This is a genomic window from Pseudomonas mandelii (assembly GCF_900106065.1).
GTDB lineage: Bacteria > Pseudomonadota > Gammaproteobacteria > Pseudomonadales > Pseudomonadaceae > Aquipseudomonas > Aquipseudomonas mandelii.
Genome location: NZ_LT629796.1, coordinates 94457 through 110086, shown reverse-complemented (window position 1 = coordinate 110086; position 15630 = coordinate 94457). Strand labels below are relative to the sequence as shown.

15 protein-coding genes are annotated in these 15630 nt (G+C 60.7%); 9 read left to right on the top strand and 6 right to left on the bottom strand.

All coding sequences use genetic code 11. The annotated features are described in order from the left end of the window. Positions 1-58 precede the first annotated feature (58 nt). The 4 genes from peaA (at position 59) to peaD (ending at position 4619) form a co-directional block, all read left to right on the top strand. The gene (peaA, locus tag BLU63_RS00375) at positions 59-1639 is read left to right on the top strand and encodes a quinohemoprotein amine dehydrogenase subunit alpha (RefSeq protein ID WP_077748916.1); all 1581 of its coding nucleotides are present in this window, start codon (positions 59-61) and stop codon (positions 1637-1639) included. A gap of 81 nt (positions 1640-1720) precedes the next feature. Then, positions 1721-3151, top strand: coding sequence for a quinohemoprotein amine dehydrogenase maturation protein (gene peaB / locus BLU63_RS00370; RefSeq protein ID WP_010458403.1), 1431 nt, complete (start codon positions 1721-1723; stop codon positions 3149-3151). A 1-nt stretch (position 3152) separates the two neighbouring features. Further along, complete coding sequence (gene qhpC, locus BLU63_RS00365) at positions 3153-3476, top strand: quinohemoprotein amine dehydrogenase subunit gamma (RefSeq protein ID WP_008027961.1); 324 nt, start codon at positions 3153-3155, stop codon at positions 3474-3476. Between the two features lie 24 nt (positions 3477-3500). Next, entirely contained in the window at positions 3501-4619 is a 1119-nt protein-coding gene (peaD, locus tag BLU63_RS00360) for a quinohemoprotein amine dehydrogenase subunit beta (RefSeq protein WP_083374664.1), read from the top strand. A 135-nt stretch (positions 4620-4754) separates the two neighbouring features. Here the strand turns inward: peaD and BLU63_RS00355 are convergent, their stop codons facing one another. Further along, positions 4755-5156, bottom strand: coding sequence for a lysozyme inhibitor LprI family protein (locus BLU63_RS00355; RefSeq protein WP_083374663.1), 402 nt, complete (start codon positions 5154-5156; stop codon positions 4755-4757). Positions 5157-5429: 273 nt separating this feature from the next. On the opposite strand from BLU63_RS00355, the gene BLU63_RS00350 reads away from it, so the two are divergent. Beyond that, on the top strand, positions 5430-5918 hold the full coding sequence (locus tag BLU63_RS00350; RefSeq protein ID WP_077748914.1) for an SRPBCC family protein: 489 nt from the start codon (positions 5430-5432) through the stop codon (positions 5916-5918). A 7-nt stretch (positions 5919-5925) separates the two neighbouring features. Further along, on the top strand, positions 5926-6726 hold the full coding sequence (locus tag BLU63_RS00345; RefSeq protein ID WP_083374662.1) for an aminoglycoside phosphotransferase family protein: 801 nt from the start codon (positions 5926-5928) through the stop codon (positions 6724-6726). A 468-nt stretch (positions 6727-7194) separates the two neighbouring features. Here the strand turns inward: BLU63_RS00345 and inhA are convergent, their stop codons facing one another. After that, positions 7195-7872 (bottom strand): isonitrile hydratase, encoded by a 678-nt coding sequence (gene inhA, locus BLU63_RS00340; RefSeq protein WP_077748912.1) that lies wholly within the window; start codon positions 7870-7872, stop codon positions 7195-7197. Between the two features lie 88 nt (positions 7873-7960). Between inhA and BLU63_RS00335 the strand changes: the two genes are divergently transcribed. Beyond that, entirely contained in the window at positions 7961-8944 is a 984-nt protein-coding gene (locus BLU63_RS00335) for a GlxA family transcriptional regulator (RefSeq protein WP_083374661.1), read from the top strand. Here BLU63_RS00335 and BLU63_RS00330 read toward each other — a convergent pair. The 4 genes from BLU63_RS00330 to BLU63_RS00315 form a co-directional block, all read right to left on the bottom strand. Then, complete coding sequence (locus BLU63_RS00330) at positions 8913-9815, bottom strand: alpha/beta fold hydrolase (RefSeq protein WP_083374660.1); 903 nt, start codon at positions 9813-9815, stop codon at positions 8913-8915. The two genes, BLU63_RS00335 and BLU63_RS00330, sit on opposite strands and share 32 nt — an antisense overlap. A gap of 58 nt (positions 9816-9873) precedes the next feature. Beyond that, positions 9874-10263: a hypothetical protein gene (locus BLU63_RS00325; protein ID WP_083374659.1), complete on the bottom strand. Its 390-nt coding sequence runs from the start codon at positions 10261-10263 to the stop codon at positions 9874-9876. 312 nt (positions 10264-10575) lie between these two features. Continuing rightward, positions 10576-12402, bottom strand: a complete 1827-nt coding sequence (locus tag BLU63_RS00320) for a glycoside hydrolase family 15 protein (RefSeq protein ID WP_083374658.1) — start codon at positions 12400-12402, stop codon at positions 10576-10578. Beyond that, positions 12395-13183 (bottom strand): glucose 1-dehydrogenase, encoded by a 789-nt coding sequence (locus tag BLU63_RS00315; protein ID WP_083374657.1) that lies wholly within the window; start codon positions 13181-13183, stop codon positions 12395-12397. The genes BLU63_RS00320 and BLU63_RS00315 overlap by 8 nt, the downstream gene beginning before the upstream one ends. 232 nt (positions 13184-13415) lie before the next feature. Here BLU63_RS00315 and BLU63_RS00310 point away from each other — a divergent pair, with 232 nt between their 5' ends. Together BLU63_RS00310 and BLU63_RS00305 are read left to right on the top strand one after the other, a co-directional pair. Then, positions 13416-14588, top strand: a complete 1173-nt coding sequence (locus BLU63_RS00310; RefSeq protein WP_083374656.1) for an MFS transporter — start codon at positions 13416-13418, stop codon at positions 14586-14588. A gap of 239 nt (positions 14589-14827) precedes the next feature. Continuing rightward, the gene (locus tag BLU63_RS00305) at positions 14828-15562 is read left to right on the top strand and encodes a thioesterase II family protein (protein ID WP_083374655.1); all 735 of its coding nucleotides are present in this window, start codon (positions 14828-14830) and stop codon (positions 15560-15562) included. The last annotated feature ends 68 nt before the right edge of the window (positions 15563-15630 follow it).

Below are 15630 nucleotides of genomic sequence, written 5' to 3'. Positions count from 1 at the left end.
AAACCATAAAAACGATAAGCCACAAAAATAAGAAAGCACTGTGCGAGGTTCGACGTTGATGAAGAGAAGACTCCGATCAGGCCTGAGCGCCAGTCTGCTGGCCGTGGCCGCGTGTGTGGCGCTGCATTCGCCATACAGCCTGGCAGCCCGCGACGCCCAGACCATCCTCAAGGAAACCTGTCAGGGCTGTCACACCCCCGAAGCTGACAATGCCCTGAGCCGCATCAGCCACCAGCGAAAAACCCCGGAAGGCTGGCTGATGAGCATCGCCCGGATGCAGACCATGCACGGTTTGCAGATCAGCGATGACGACCGCCGCACTCTGGTCAAATACCTGGCCGACACCCAAGGCCTGGCGCCGAGTGAAACCGATGGCGTGCGCTATGCGCTGGAGCGCCGACTCAATACCGTCGAGAAGTTCGACGACCAGACCAGCCAGATGTGCGGCCGCTGCCACTCCGGTGCGCGGGTTGCCCTGCAACGGCGTCCGGCCCAGGAATGGGAGCGCCTGGTGAACTTCCACCTCGGCCAATGGCCGTCACTGGAATACCAGGCGCTGTCTCGTGACCGCGACTGGTTCGACCTGGCTCGAAAAGACATGGTGCCGCTGTTGGCCAAGCGCTACCCGCTGGACAACCCGGCCTGGAAAAAATGGCTGGGCAGCGCACCGAAAGCCGAGTCGCTGGTCGGCGACTGGAGCTTCAGCGGCCACTTGCCGGGTAAAGGCGAACTGGCCGGCATGATGAGCGTCACCGCCGATGGCAGCGACACCTTCAAGGTCGGCGTCAAAGGCCAATACGCCGACGGCAGCCCGTTCAATGGCGAGGGCAGCGCGATTCTCTACACCGGTTACGAATGGCGCGGCAACGTGACCATCGACGGCGTGACCATGCGCCAGGTGTTCGCGGCCCAGGGCAATGCCATGCAGGGGCGGATGTTCGAGGCCGAGCACGATGAGCGCGGCCTGGACTTCGTCGCCACCAAACACGGCAGCAGTCGTTTGCTGGCGGTGCAGCCTGGTTATTTGAAGGCAGGTACCGAAACTGAAGTGACCCTGATCGGCAGCGGTCTCACCGGTAAACCGAACTTCGGCAAAGGCGTGGACGTGGTGGAAGTCGTCGAGCAAAGCCCTGATCGCATCAAGGTCAAACTCAAGGCGGCCGCCAACGCCCAGCCGGGGCTGCGCAACGTCACCGTTGGCACGCTGAAAGGCCCGACCCTGTCGGTCTACAGCAAGATCAACCAAGTCAAAGTCGTGCCCGAGTTCTCGGTGGCACGGATCGGCGAGGGCGGTGGTTCGACGCCGAAAGTCCAGGGCCGTTTCGATGCCGAAGCCTGGGGCAAGGGCGCAGATGGCAAGCCGTATCGCATCGGCGTGTTCCCGGCGCAGTGGTCGGTCGAAGCCTTCGACGATCGCGCCAAGGAAGACGAAGACGTCAAGTTCGCCGGCACCATGCAGGCCGACAGCGGCGTGTTCACACCGGGCGATGCCGGGCCGAACCCGCAACGCAAGATGTCCACCAACAATGCCGGCAACCTCAAGGTGATCGCCGCCGTCGACGACGCAGGGAAATCCCTGACCGGCGAAGGCCACATGATCGTCACCGTGCAACGCTGGAACAATCCACCCATTCCATGAGTTCGCTGATCCCTAAGGCTTCAGACACTTTTTCGGAATGACCGCAGGCCCCGTCAACCGGGGTTTGCACAGGAGGTTGCAATGGGCGCTATTTTGAATCTGGTCGAACGGAACCTGCACGAAGTGCACGTCGATGCCGACCGCATGCTGTTCCACATCCCCAGCAGTTCGCTGTTCGCCAGCGATGAGCTGACGGGCACCATCATCGATACCTTGCGCGGTCCCGGCTGTTCGTCGGAGGACCTGATCCAGCGCCTGGCATCGCGTTTCAACGGCGAGGAAATCACTGAGACCCTGCGCGAGCTGATGTCCCTGGAACTGGTCAGCGACGGCTCGCCGCTGACCCCGGACATCGGCACCAAACGGGTCGAGCGCACGGCGATCAATACCGTGGTGCTCAACGTCAACACCGGCTGCAATCTGAGCTGCACCTACTGCTACAAGGAAGACCTCGACAAGCCCTCGGCCGGCAAGAAAATGGACGTCGAAACAGCCGTCGCGTCGGTGGAAATGCTGCTGCGCGAATCGCCGGATGAAGAGCGCTTCACTGTGGTGTTTTTCGGTGGCGAGCCGCTGAGTAATCGCAAGCTGATCGAGTACATGGTCGACTATTGCGAGAAGCGCTTCCGCGAGGCGGGCAAGTTCGTCGAGTTCGTCATGACCACCAACGCGACGCTGCTCACTGAAGAGACCGTGGACTACCTGAATGCCCACCGTTTTGGCCTGTCAGTCAGTATCGACGGACCGAAAACCGTGCACGACCGCAACCGAATCACCGTGGGCGGGCAGGGCACTTACGACGTGGTACGGCGCAAGGCCGAGATGCTGCTGTCGCGCTACAACAGTCGTCCGGTGGGTGCCCGGGTCACGTTGACCACCGGCGTCACCGATGTCGAAACCATCTGGGACCACCTGTTCAACGAACTGGGTTTTGCCGAGGTCGGCTTCGCCCCGGTGACCTCCGGCGACATCAGCACCTTCAACCTGTCCAGCGACGAGCTGATCGAAGTCTTCGCCAGCATGAAGAGACTTGGTCGGCGTTACCTGGAAGCGGCTCTGGAACACCGCAACATCGGTTTCTCCAATCTGCACCAGCTGATCACCGACATCCACGAAGGTCACAAAAAAGCCCTGCCTTGCGGCGCGGGCCTGAAGATGCTGGCAGTGGATCACAAGGGCGAACTGAACCTGTGTCATCGCTTTACCGGGTCGAGCCTGCCGACCTTCGGCAACGTCCACAGCGGTGTGAAACAGGTGGAGTTGAATGACTTCCTGTCCCAGCGCCTGGACCGTACCAACACCGGCTGCGAAGACTGCCAGATCCGCAACCTGTGCTCCGGCGGCTGCTACCACGAGAGTTACGCCCGGTACGGCGACCCGACCCACCCGACCTATCACTACTGCGAACTGATGCGTGACTGGGTCGACTTCGGCATCGAGGTCTACACCCGGATCATGGCCCACAACCCTGCGTTTATCAGCAGCTACATCACTCCGCGCAAGGCTCACTGATATGAAACATCTCAAGGCAATCAATAACAAAGCGTTGAAACTGGATGAGGCCGCGGCCGAAAACCGTATCGAAGAAGTGGTGGCGATGAGCTCTGTCGCGGGCTGTGCCTCGACCACTGACCCGGGTTGGGAAATCGATGCGTTTGGCGGGGTGTCGTCGCTGTGCCAGCCGATGGAAGCCGACCTGTATGGCTGCTCCGACCCTTGCTGGTGGCCGGCCCAGGTGCCCGACATGATGAGCACCTACCCGGACTGGAACAAGGATGCCCAGGCGTCCAACGACAACTGGCGCAACCTCGGCACTGTCTTCCCGAAAGACAAGTGATCGGACATGAAGAAGGATTCCAGCATGCATCGCATTAAAGCCTGCGGCTTGGCCGCGTTCGCCGTCCTGAGCGTATGTTCAATCAACGTTCTGGCCGATGAAAACACTGCATTACAAGCGGGTCACGAGTACATGGTGACCACCAATTACCCGAACAATCTGCACGTGCTCGACCTGGCGACGGACACCTTGTTCAAGACCTGCAAGATGCCGGACGCCTTCGGTCCGGGCACTGTGCAGTTATCGCCGGATCGCAAGACCGCTTACGTGCTGAACAATCACTACGCGGATGTCTATGGCATCGAGCTGGACAGCTGCAAGCAAGTGTTCCACGCCAGCATCACCCAGAAACCTGGGGAGAAAGCGAAGTCGATGTTCGCCTTTACCCTCAGCCACGACGGCAAGGAACTGTTTGCCATCGCCAACCCGACGTTGATGCTCAACGACCGCTACGAAGTGCAGCAACCGCGGCTCGATGTCTATGCCACCGACGCCGGTCTGGACGCCAAGCCCGTGCGCAGTTTCCCGGCGCCACGGCAGCTGACCATCATGCAGAGCGGTGACGACGGCACGCTGTACGTGGCGGGGGCGGATGTCTATAAGGTCGACGTGAAGACCGGCAAGTTCGACGTGCTGATCCCCAGTCGTCACTGGAAACGGGCGAACTACAGCGCGCCGGACGTGCTTTACGTGTGGAACCAGCAGACCTATCGCCATGATTTCTCGCTGCTCTACACCGCCGCGAAATTCAAGGACAAGAAACAGGATCCGGCCACCGCTGAATACCTCTACGGGCTGTTCAGCATCGACCTGAAAACCGGCAAGACCGAAACCACCGACTTCGGCCCTCTGACGGAAATCTACTTCAGCGGCATGCGCTCGCCCAAGGATCCGAACCTGATGTTCGGCGTGCTCAACCGCCTGGCCAAGTACGACATCAAGGAGAAGAAAATGCTCCAGGCGGCAACGCTGGATCATTCCTACTACTGCATTTCCTTCAACAAGGACGGCAGCAAGATCTATCTGGCGGGGACGTTTAATGATGTGGCGATCTTTGATCCGGAGAGCATGAAACAGATCGGCAACATCAAGTTGCCGGGGGGGGATATGGCGATCACGACGGCGCAGATATTTGTCCGGTAACGTGTGGCGTCTGAACTGACACCTTCGCGGGCAAGCCTCGCTCCTACACGGTCGCCTCGCACCCAATAGTGCGATCACTGCGAACCTGTAGGCGCGAGGCTTGCCCGCGAAGAGGCCCTCAGCGTCACCGAAGTGTTACACCCCAGGTACCGGGCAACCCATATCGCCTTCCTGACACTTCAGATAATTCTTGAAAGTCTCCACCCGCGCCTTGGTCAATTCAGTCACGCAGTTGCTGTAGATCAGCGGATACACACTCCCGCCTTCCACCCCGGCACTCGCGAACTTGCACTCGGCATCCCGAAACGCAATCCACGAACGCTGTGCCCCGAGCAGCAGCTTTTTGCTGTCCGGCTTGCTCTTCAAGCGCTGGGTGATCTGCTGGTAAAGCGCATTCAACTCTTTGTCCGCCGCCTTGTGCTGCTGCGCCGCGCATTGATTCATCGTGGCCTGGTCGGTGGCGTTGTCACAGTCCGCCGCGTGGGCGACGGTGGTGAACAGCAAAGGGGTCAGGGCCAGGAGGAAGCGTGGGTGCATAGTGATTCTCGCTGTGATGGGTAAACGTTGAGATGCAGTGTAGCGAAGAGGGTGGTCAACCAATAACGAAGTCAGGTGTAACCTCTTTAGGCAAGGGGCTTGCCTGCGTCAACGGTCCGCGTACTGTGCCTGGCATTCGTCTGCGAGCCAGAACTTCCCACTGGAAATGCAGCCGAATATTTCAGACGTGCTTGATAACAACGCCCCCTTGATACAACTTTAAGGTTGGTCTTGTGGTCTTACAGGCCTACTGTTCAGTACAGGAGGTGACTTATGAACCCAGCATCAGATCGCATCGAAAGGAAAATCCTGCTCAAAGTACCGCGCTCGCAGGTGTGGCGCGTGCTGGCCAATGCCGAGGCCTTCGGGCAGTGGTTTGGCGTGGCGCTGGAGGGCAAGCGCTTTGTCGCCGGTGAATGGACGCAGGGGCAGATTACTTACCCGGGTTATGAGTACCTGCTGTGGAATGTGCTGGTGGAGCGGGTCGAGCCGGAGCGGGTGTTTTCGTTTCGCTGGCATCCCTATGCGGTGGAGCCGGACACCGATTATTCCCAGGAACCCACCACGCTGGTGAAGTTCGAGCTCGAAGACATGGATGAGGGCACGTTGCTGAAGGTCACCGAGTCCGGTTTTGATCACATCCCGCAGACGCGCAGGCTCAAGGCGTTCCGTATGGACAGCCGTGGCTGGGATGAGCAGATGAGCAATATCGAAGAATTTCTGAAAACCGGCGCCAAGGCTCGCGAGCGTCAGGAAGAGTAAAGGCTGCATGTTTGAAACCTGGTTGAAACGCTGGGCCCTGGTGCCGGACGGCGAACCGATCATCACGCCCGGCAGTCGTTTGCTGCCGGTACGGATGGGTGATTTGCCGGCCATGTTGAAGGTCGCCGTCGATGCCGAGGAAAAGTTCGGCAATCTGCTGATTACCTGGTGGGACGGCGAGGGCGCCGCGCGGGTTTACGCTCATCATGGCGATGCGTTGGTGCTGGAACGTGCCGAGGGCGATCGATCGCTGATGCACATGGCGCTCAACGGCCAGGATGACGAGGCCAGCCGGATACTGTGCACAGCGCTGGCTCGTTTACACGCCCCGCGTTCATCATCGCCGCCGCCCCTGATTCCCTTATGGTCATGGTTCGCTTCCTTGCGCATGGCCGCCGAACAGCAGGGCGGCACTTACTTGCTCAGTCTGAAAGCCGCCGAAGCGTTGCTCGCCGAGCCGCAGGATGTGGTGGTTTTGCACGGCGATATGCATCACGACAATGTTCTGGATTTCGGCCCGCGAGGCTGGCTCGCTATCGATCCGAAGCGGGTGATCGGCGAGCGCGGGTTCGACTACGCCAACTTGATCTGCAATCCCGATTTGCCGACGGCTAATGATCCGCAGCGCTTCAAAAAACAAATCGAGGTCGTGGCCCAGGCCGCAGGGCTGGAGCATCAACGGCTGCTGCAATGGGTGTTGGCGTTTGCCGGGTTGTCGGCGGCCTGGTTTCTCGAGGATAAGGATGAGCTTGCGGCGCAAGGACAGCTGCAGGCCGCTGAACTCGCGGCTTTCATGCTGGTTGGCTGACGCGTCTAAGGGTTTTCGGAAGGGCGGGTATAGCGAATGTCTTACACGCGATGGTAGCTATGTCGTCTATTGCACATTGGATCCGAAGCGTAATCTAGCCTCATCAACTGAAGCACAGGAAGTGCTCCAGGATCACGGATGATCGACCATTAGCAAGGATTCGCTGCCGACAGGGAGTCGATATGGTCTTGGGAAAACCCGCTTCGGCGGGTTTTTTTTCGCCTTTTGAAAACTGTAGTGTTCGTGTGGATTTTTGATCTTATGGTCAAAGGCTTACACCGGCTAACGGGTATGTCGTCTTTTGGTGCTTCACCATTGCGCTTATTCTGGATCCATCAACTGAAGCACAGGGAGTGCTCAGGATCAGGGATGATCGACCATTGGCCAGGATGGCTGCCGACAGGATGTCGAAAATGGTCTTGAGAAACCCGCCGAAGCGGGTTTTTTTTCGCCTGTCGAAAAGTACTGCTACAGCCTGGCCGCCGCCCGTCCAGTGATCTGCGCCCTTTGCTGCAGGGATGGCGCCGCCCGCCGATGCGCTTCTGCCAATACGCTCGGCGGCGCTGTTTCAGGGCTGCCGGACTGGAACGGCGGTGCCGGCGCGTATTCCAGCTGCAACTGCACCAGCTCGGCCGTGTCCTTATCGAACAACTCGGCCGCCAGGGTCAGGGCAAAATCGATCCCTGCGGTAATCCCGCCACCGGTCAGCAGATTGCCGTCGCGCACGACGCGATCCTTCACCGGTATTGCCCCCAAAGGCCCCAGCAATTCGTGATAAGCCCAGTGCGTGGTCGCGCGTTTGCCTTTCAGCAGACCGGCCGCGCCGAGCACCAGCGCGCCGGTGCACACCGACGTGACATAACGCGCGTTAGCCGCTTGGGCCTTGATAAACGCCAATGTCTGCTCATCTTCCATCAACGGCCCGACGCCGCTGCCCCCGGGAATGCAGATCACATCGAGTGGCGGGCAATCATCGAAGGTCGTGGTCGGCTTCAGCACCAGCCCGGTGCTCGAAGTAACCGGCACCAGGTCCTTCCAGATCAGATGCACCTTCACGTCCGGCAGCGATGCCAGCACGTCGTAAGGGCCGGTGAGGTCCAGTTGTTGAACCTGTGGAAACAACAGAAAACCGATCTGCAACGTCATGGTGTTTTCTCATGAAGTGGGTGGACGGCTTCACTTTAGGCTCGTAGGATCTGGCGTATACGCCAATAACCCCACGAATTACGCCAATATGCCAAAAACCATTCATGTGCTCGCGTTCGCCAATGTGCAATTGCTCGACGTCACCGGGCCGTTGCAGGTGTTTGCGTCGGCCAACGACATCGCCCGTCAACAAGGCTTGCCGGCGCCCTACGCGCCGACGGTAATTGCCAACGGTGGCGGGGTGGTGATGTCGTCGGCGGGGCTGGCGCTGTTAGCCGAGCCGTTGCCCGAGCAAGGCAGCGACACCTTGATCATCGCCGGTGGTTGGGGTGTCTACGCGGCGGCGGAGGATGAGTCGCTGGTGGCCTGGGTGCGTGAACATGCGACGGCATGTCGGCGGGTTTCATCGGTGTGCACCGGGGCGTTCTTGCTGGCGGCCAGTGGTTGGCTTGACGGGCGGCGTGTGGTGACGCACTGGACCCGTTGCGAGCAATTGGCGCAGAAACATCCCCGGTTACGGGTCGAGCCCAACCCGATCTTTATCAATGACGGCCCGGTCTGGACCTCGGCCGGCGTTACGGCCGGCATCGATCTATCATTGGCGATGGTCGAAGAGGATCTCGGTCGCACCATGGCCTTGGACGTCGCTCGGCAACTGGTGGTGTTCCTCAAGCGCCCGGGCGGTCAGTCGCAGTTCAGCGTGACCTTGTCTCTGCAAAAGGAAGGCAGCCGGTTCGACGAACTTCATGCCTGGATCAGCGAAAATCTCACCGTGGACCTGGGCATTCCGACACTCGCCTTGCAGGCCGGCATGAGCGAACGCAGCTTCGTTCGCCATTACCGCGCCGACACCGGCCAGACGCCGGCGCGGGCCATCGAGCTGATCCGGGTCGAGACCGCGCGACGCTTGCTCAGTGATACCGGTCTGCCGATCAAACGGGTGGCGGTGCAGTGCGGGTTCGGCAGTGAAGAAACGCTTCGCCGCAGTTTTCTGCGGGCCATGGGCGTAACGCCGCAAGCCTATCGCGAGCGGTTTTCTGTCAGCGCTGAAGCAGATCCAGTAATGCCTTGAGCGTCGCTTCGGGTGCTTCTTCGGGAATGTTGTGGCCGACGCCCGCCAGCACTCGCCGCTCATAAAACCCGGTGAAATGTTCGATGTCCTCATCAATCTCCTCGGCCGGTCCGACGCCATCGTCGGCACCACACAGGGAAATCGTCGGGACGCTGATCGACGGTTGCCGGGTCAGCGCTTCTTCCATCCACGCCAGTGCCGGGTCCCCTGGCGCGTACATGAAGCGGTGACGGTACGAGTGAATCACCACCTCGACGAAATCCGGGTTGTCGAAGGCCGGCGCGCTCAGTGGGTAGCGCTCAGGGCCTTTGGCCCAGGTCGGTGACCATAATTTCCAGAGCAATTCGCACAAGTCCCGGCGATTTTTCGTCAGGCCCTCGACACCGCGCGGGGTGTGAAAGTAATACTGATACCAGAGGCGATGCTCGGTTTCCGGGGCCTGTGGCTGGGTGGAGCCGGGAATATTCTGCAGGTTGTAGCCATCGCCCGTCACCAGACAGCGAACCCGCTCCGGCCAAAGCGCCGCGACGATGCACGCCGCCCGACCGCCCCAGTCGTAGCCGCAAAGGGCGGCCTTCGGGAGGGCCAGCGCGTCCATCAAGTCCAGCAGATCCTGGGCGAGGGCGGCTTGCTGGCCGGAGCGCAGGGTGTCGGGGCTGTTGAAGCGGGTCGGACCGTAGCCGCGCAGGTACGGAACGATAACGCGGTAGCCCCGAGCGGCTAGGGCCGGGGCGATATCGTCGTAGCCGCGTGGGGAATAAGGGAAGCCGTGAAGGAGGAGGATCGGGTCGCCGGTGGCAGGGCCATGTTCTTCGTAGGCGACCGTCAACGTCGGGGTCTTGATGTTCTGGATCAACGCTTCAGTGTTCATCGGACACTCCAGAGGTGTTTGTCAGACGGATGATGCAAAGAGACCAGGTTCCGCCAACTCAGACTTCGACTTCGGCCACCTGATTGAAGTACTTCGACCGGTCCGGCGTAAACGTCACCACCATCCTCGTCCGCGAACACGTCAGAGGCCGCTCTTCACCCAGATCAACATCCAGATCCTCCCCACGCAAACCCTGCCACTGGGCCAGGTATTTGAGGGATCCGTACTTTTCGAGTTTCTTCAGGCTGCGACTCACGCCACCTTTCCAGCCCAGCACCGGCAACTCACCGACGAGGCAGCGTTGGGCGAGTTCGGGGAAACGGGCGGCGCGTTGGCGGCCGATTTCCCAGCATTTGATGAGGCCTTTGTCGTGGGCCTCCCACAGTTCATCGCGGTTCAGGCCTGAACGCAGAGGGGTGTCGATGGGGCGGTGGATACGCTGGCTCATTCTGTTTCCTTGAATTCGGGTTTTATCGGGCAGCTCCGCTGCACCCGTTGACGGTCGATGGTAGGGGGGGATGTAACGGCTGGCAACAAACGTTTTCGGGCTGGCGGAATGAGCGGTTTCGAGTGATTGGGCAGGTTCGTTTAATGGTTGTAGGAGTCTGGACCCTACCGCTCACTTTTTTCGCCGGTATTCAGCCAGTCCTGTGCGATGGCTGATGACGTCTTCGCGAGCAGGTTTGGTGTCGTTCACAAATAGCGTGTTTGACACAAATTCTGTGGGAGCGAGGCTGCTCGCGATAGGGACAACGCGAACTCAAGGCTGCCAGTAATTTTTCTCCCCACTCAATTTCCGATCCAGAAAGCTCGCCGCGCTGATCAGCGCCAGGTGCGTCAACGCTTGCGGCGTATTGCCCAGGTGTCGCCCATGGCTGTCGAACTCTTCGGCGTATAAGCCCAGCGGGTTGGCGTACCTGAGCAATTGTTCAAACTCCAGGTGCGCCTTTTCCACCTGGCCTGCCCGGGCCAGGCATTCGACGTACCAGAACGAACACGCAGCAAAGGCGCCTTCGGTGCCGTTGAGGCCGTCGATCTGGCTGTCTTCGTTGCGATAGCGGTAGACCATGCCGTCGCGCACCAGGGTTTTCTGAATGGCTTCGAGGGTCGACAACCAGCGTGGGTCCTTGGCGCTGACGAAGCGCACCAGCGGCATCAGCAACATCGAACCATCCAGCGTGGTGCCGCCGATGTACTGCACGAAATGCCCGAGTTCTTCGTTCCAGAAGTTGTCCCAGATGTCGGCGTAGATCGCTTGACGGGTCTGGTCCCAACGGGAAAAAGGCGCGGGCAGGGAGCGTTTGGAGGCGAGTCGAATGGCCCGGTCCAGGGCCACCCAGCACATCAGTCGCGAGTGCAGAAAGTGATGCTGTTCGCCGCGCATTTCCCAGATGCCCACATCCTCTTGCTGCCAGGTTTCACAGACTTGATCCACGACGCCCACGGCGTGTTTCCAGCCTTCATGGGAGATCGCGTCGCCGTATTTGTTGACCAGGTACACCGCGTCCATCAGCTCGCCGAAGATGTCGAGCTGGACCTGGTCATAAGCCTGATTGCCGATGCGCACCGGCGTCGCGCCGCCATGGCCGGACAGGTGCGAGAGCTCGGTTTCCGGCAGTTCCTGGCGCCCGTCGATGGCGTAGAGGATGTTGAGTTTCATCGGTTTGCCGTGGCAATCGCTGACCCGCCCGCGCAGCCAGCGCATGTAATCGTTGGCTTCCTGAACGAAGCCCAGGCGCATGAACGCATAGACGGTGAACGAGGCGTCGCGGATCCAGGTGTAGCGGTAGTCCCAGTTGCGTTCGCCGCCGGGTGTTTCCGGCAGGCCGAACGTGGCGGCAGCGAGGATCGCGCCGTGTTTGCGCGAGGTCAGCAGCTTCAGGGCCAGGGCTGAGCGGTTGACCATTTCCCGCCAGCGACCACGGTAGTTGGACTGACCGCTCCAGTCGCGCCAGAACTTCAGCGTGCGTTCCAGGCACAACCCGGCCGCGCCTTCGTTGAAACGTGGGTCGTCGATGCCGCCGAGCAGGAATTCCGCGCTCTGATCCTGTTTGAGGGTGAATTCAGCGACGGCCGCGTTGCCGTCGATACGCAAGGTCTGATCCGATGCCAGGCGCAGAGAGGGCTGATCATCGGCCTCGAATGCCACGTCTTTGGCATCCATGCGTGCGTGGGTCCTGGCGCGAGCGTAGTCATGCCGCACGGCGCAGCGCATGTGAAACGTTGCCTGGCCGCTGACCACCCGGACCCGGCGCATCAGCACCGGCAGATCATCTTCGCTGTCGCCGATGGGCAGCAGGTCGGTGACCTCGACCACGGCGCGCTCGCTCAGCCAGCGGGTTTGCAGCACGTTGGTGTCGGGCAGGTAAATCTGTTCGCGGCGCGCATCAGGCAAGTCCGGCGATAGCTGGAAAATGCCTGCCTCGGGCGTGTCCAGCAGCGAGCAGAAGATCGACGGGCTGTCGAATTCCGGCCAGCAGAAAAAGTCGACGCTGCCCTTGTCATTGACCAGCGCCGCGCTGCGCATGTCGCCGATGATGCCGTGAGCGTCGATGTTGCTTTGTCGCTCGGGATGATGATCAGCCATTGCCGCGAAACTCCGGATAGAGGCTCATGCCGCCGTCGATGAACAGGGTGGTGCCGACGATGTAATCCGACGCATCGGAGGCGAGGAAGACCACCGCGTTGGCGATGTCCTCGACTTCACCGACCCGGCCGTAAGGGATGAGTTTGAGCAGTTGCTCCTCGTTGGCATCGCGATTGATGTCTGTACGAATCGCCCCCGGTGCGATGCCATTGATGCGGATGCGCTGGTGGCTGACTTCCTGGGCGAGGGTTTGCATCAGCATGTCGACGCCGCCCTTGGACGCGGCGTAATTGACGTGGCCGGCCCAGGGAATGCGCTGGTGCACCGAACTCATATGAATAATCTTGCCGGCGGCCCGGGACACGCCTTCGCGAATACCCTGACGGTTGAAAATACGCAGGGCGGCGCGGGCGCAGAGGAACTGTCCGGTGAGGTTGACGCCGATCACCTGGTTCCAGTCGGCGAGGGTCATGTCCACCGCCTTGGCGTCTTTTTGCATACCCGAATTGGCCACCAGAATGTCCAGCGAACCGAACGCCTCGAGGGTTAGCGCGAACAGCCGTTCGACGTCTTCTTCTTTGGAAACGTCGGCACCGATGGCGATAGCCCGACCGCCTTCAGCGTTGATCTGCCGGGCCAGTTCTTCGGCGGGTTCAGCCTGGGAATGGTAGTTGATCACCACCGCGGCCCCGGCGGCGGCCAATGCCTTGGCGGCGCCTGCGCCGATGCCTGAGCTGGCACCGGTGATGAGGGCGACTTGTTGGTCGAGGGAAATCTGCATCAGTGTGAGCGCCTTGAGTGTGAGGGCTTAATTAGCTGACTGACGGGGGCTGGCGAGAGTTCACGTCGAACCATGAAAGTTTCGTCACCTGACCGCATGACACCTGATCGTTCCCACGCCGAGCGGCGGGAACGATCAACGTGTGAGGCCTTCACATTCAACCAACAATTGCCTGCTTTCCCCTCGGTTCGCCTTATGGCAACTTGCTCGCCCTGACTGAGACTCGCACCCCATGACCAACCCCTACCGCGACCTGTTCAAAGCCCCTGGCAGCCGAGCGTTCGTGCTGGCCGGGATGATCGCGCGCATGCCCATTTCCATGACCGGCATCGGCCTGATCACCATGCTCTCGCAACTGCAAGGCGGCTACGGTCTGGCCGGTGCGGTGGCGGCGACGTTTGCTCTGGCCACGGCGTTTTGTGCGCCGCAAGTCTCGCGGCTGGTGGATCGCTTTGGTCAAGGCCGGGTTCTGCCGGTTTCGGCGTTGATCGGTGGTGGGGCGTTGTTGCTGGTGTTGCTTTGCACCCGCTTGCAGGCGCCGATCTGGACGTTGTTTGTGTTCGCCGCGCTGGCCGGTTGCATGCCGAGCATGTCGGCGATGGTCCGTGCGCGCTGGACCGAGGTGTATCGCGGCCAGCCGGAGCTGCAAACCGCTTATGCGCTGGAATCAGTGCTGGACGAAGTCTGCTTCATTGTCGGGCCGCCGCTGTCGGTGGGGTTGTGCGTGGTGGCGTTTCCCGAGGCCGGTCCGTTGGCGGCGTTGCTGATGCTGGCGATCGGGGTGACGGCGTTTGTCCTGCAACGGGACACCGAGCCGGCGGTGCATCCCCATGAAGAACACCATCAGGGCTCGATTATCCGTTCGCTCGACATTCAATTGCTGATGCTGTTGATGGTCGCCATGGGCACCATCGTTGGCGTGGTGGATGTGGTCAGCGTGGCCTTCGCCCAGCAGCAGGGCCAGCCGGCAGCAGCGAGCATTGTGTTGTCGGTGTATGCCATTGGTTCCTGCCTGGCGGGATTGGCGTTCGGGGTGTTGCGCTCGAAAGTGCCGCTGCCGCGATTGTTCTTGTATGGCGGGGTGGCGACGGCGGTTACCACGCTGCCGTTGCTGCTGGCGACGAACATTCTCGGGCTGTCGCTGGCGGTGTTTGTCGCCGGTCTGTTCTTTGCGCCGACGCTGATTGTGGCAATGGCGTTGGTGGAGCGCATCGTGCCGCCAGCCAAACTGACTGAAGGCCTGACCTGGCTGGTCACCGGGTTGAGTATTGGCGTGGCAATCGGTGCGGCCGGTTCGGGTTGGCTGATCGATGCATTTGGGGCCCGTAGTGGATTCTGGCTGGCGATTGCTGCCGGTGCGGTGATCCTCGGTTCCGCAGTCCAAAGCTATCGCCACCTGAGATAAGCGAAACACAGAACCTGTGGCGAGGGAGCTCGCTCCCGCTGGGTCGCGAAGCGGCCCCAAAACCATTCACTGAGATTTTTCAGTTACACCGCATCCACCCGTTTTACGACTGCTGCGCAGCCGAGCGGGAGTAAGCTCTCTCGCCACGATGTCAGTGTTCGGCACTTCTACAACCTTGGGACTAATTCAAGGCCGGCCTCATCCGTTCCCTTGATAGACAACTTTTCGAGGTAAGCCCGGTGACCCAGCTGACATTGCTGTGCCTGCCCTATTCAGGCGCGAGCGCCATGGTCTACAGCCGCTGGCGGCGCAAGCTGCCGGAATGGCTCACGCTGCAGCCGGTGGAACTGCCGGGGCGTGGCGCACGGTATGGCGAGCCGTTGCACACCGACATGCGACGCCTGGCGCTGCAACTGGCCCAGGAACAAAAAGCCACGCTCAAGGCGCCATACGCATTGTTCGGTCATAGCCTGGGCGCGTTGCTGGCCTGTGAAATGGCCCATGCGTTTCGCTCGCTGGGGTGCCCGGAGCCGGTGGCCCTGTTCGCCTCGGGCACGGCTGCACCCACCATGCGGGCCGACTACGATCGCGGCTTCGCCCAGCCCAGGACCGATGCCGAATTGATCGATCAACTGCGCACCCTCAATGGCACCAGCGAAGAAGTGCTGGCCAATAAAGAGCTGATGAGCCTGACACTGCCGGTCCTGCGCGCGGACTTCCTGCTGTGCGGGCGCTTCGAACCGCAGCAGCGTCCCTTGCTCAAGTGCCCGGTGCATGTGCTCGGTGGCAAGGATGATCGGGCCACCACCGAGCAGTTGATCGGCTGGAGCAAGGAAACCCACGGTAGTTTTTCGGTGGACATGCTCGCGGGCGGGCACTTCTTTATCCATGAGCACGAAGCCAAGGTGTTGCGGGTGATCAAGGATCAGCTTGAGGTTCACCATCGGCGGCACGCCATGGCTGCCAGCGCCTGACGCAATCCCGGGCGTCACTCAATCCCTGTGGGAGCAAGCTCGCTCCCACAATGATTCTTATCCCTCTG

What these genes read in the sequence shown, in the direction of transcription:
- peaA (WP_077748916.1), top strand. Translation starts at nt 59, where the DNA reads ATGAAGAGAAGACTCCGATCAGGCCTGAGCGCCAGTCTGCTGGCCGTG.
- peaB (WP_010458403.1), top strand. Translation starts at nt 1,721, where the DNA reads ATGGGCGCTATTTTGAATCTGGTCGAACGGAACCTGCACGAAGTGCAC.
- qhpC (WP_008027961.1), top strand. Translation starts at nt 3,153, where the DNA reads ATGAAACATCTCAAGGCAATCAATAACAAAGCGTTGAAACTGGATGAG.
- peaD (WP_083374664.1), top strand. Translation starts at nt 3,501, where the DNA reads ATGCATCGCATTAAAGCCTGCGGCTTGGCCGCGTTCGCCGTCCTGAGC.
- BLU63_RS00355 (WP_083374663.1), bottom strand. Translation starts at nt 5,156, where the DNA reads ATGCACCCACGCTTCCTCCTGGCCCTGACCCCTTTGCTGTTCACCACC.
- BLU63_RS00350 (WP_077748914.1), top strand. Translation starts at nt 5,430, where the DNA reads ATGAACCCAGCATCAGATCGCATCGAAAGGAAAATCCTGCTCAAAGTA.
- BLU63_RS00345 (WP_083374662.1), top strand. Translation starts at nt 5,926, where the DNA reads ATGTTTGAAACCTGGTTGAAACGCTGGGCCCTGGTGCCGGACGGCGAA.
- inhA (WP_077748912.1), bottom strand. Translation starts at nt 7,872, where the DNA reads ATGACGTTGCAGATCGGTTTTCTGTTGTTTCCACAGGTTCAACAACTG.
- BLU63_RS00335 (WP_083374661.1), top strand. Translation starts at nt 7,961, where the DNA reads ATGCCAAAAACCATTCATGTGCTCGCGTTCGCCAATGTGCAATTGCTC.
- BLU63_RS00330 (WP_083374660.1), bottom strand. Translation starts at nt 9,815, where the DNA reads ATGAACACTGAAGCGTTGATCCAGAACATCAAGACCCCGACGTTGACG.
- BLU63_RS00325 (WP_083374659.1), bottom strand. Translation starts at nt 10,263, where the DNA reads ATGAGCCAGCGTATCCACCGCCCCATCGACACCCCTCTGCGTTCAGGC.
- BLU63_RS00320 (WP_083374658.1), bottom strand. Translation starts at nt 12,402, where the DNA reads ATGGCTGATCATCATCCCGAGCGACAAAGCAACATCGACGCTCACGGC.
- BLU63_RS00315 (WP_083374657.1), bottom strand. Translation starts at nt 13,183, where the DNA reads ATGCAGATTTCCCTCGACCAACAAGTCGCCCTCATCACCGGTGCCAGC.
- BLU63_RS00310 (WP_083374656.1), top strand. Translation starts at nt 13,416, where the DNA reads ATGACCAACCCCTACCGCGACCTGTTCAAAGCCCCTGGCAGCCGAGCG.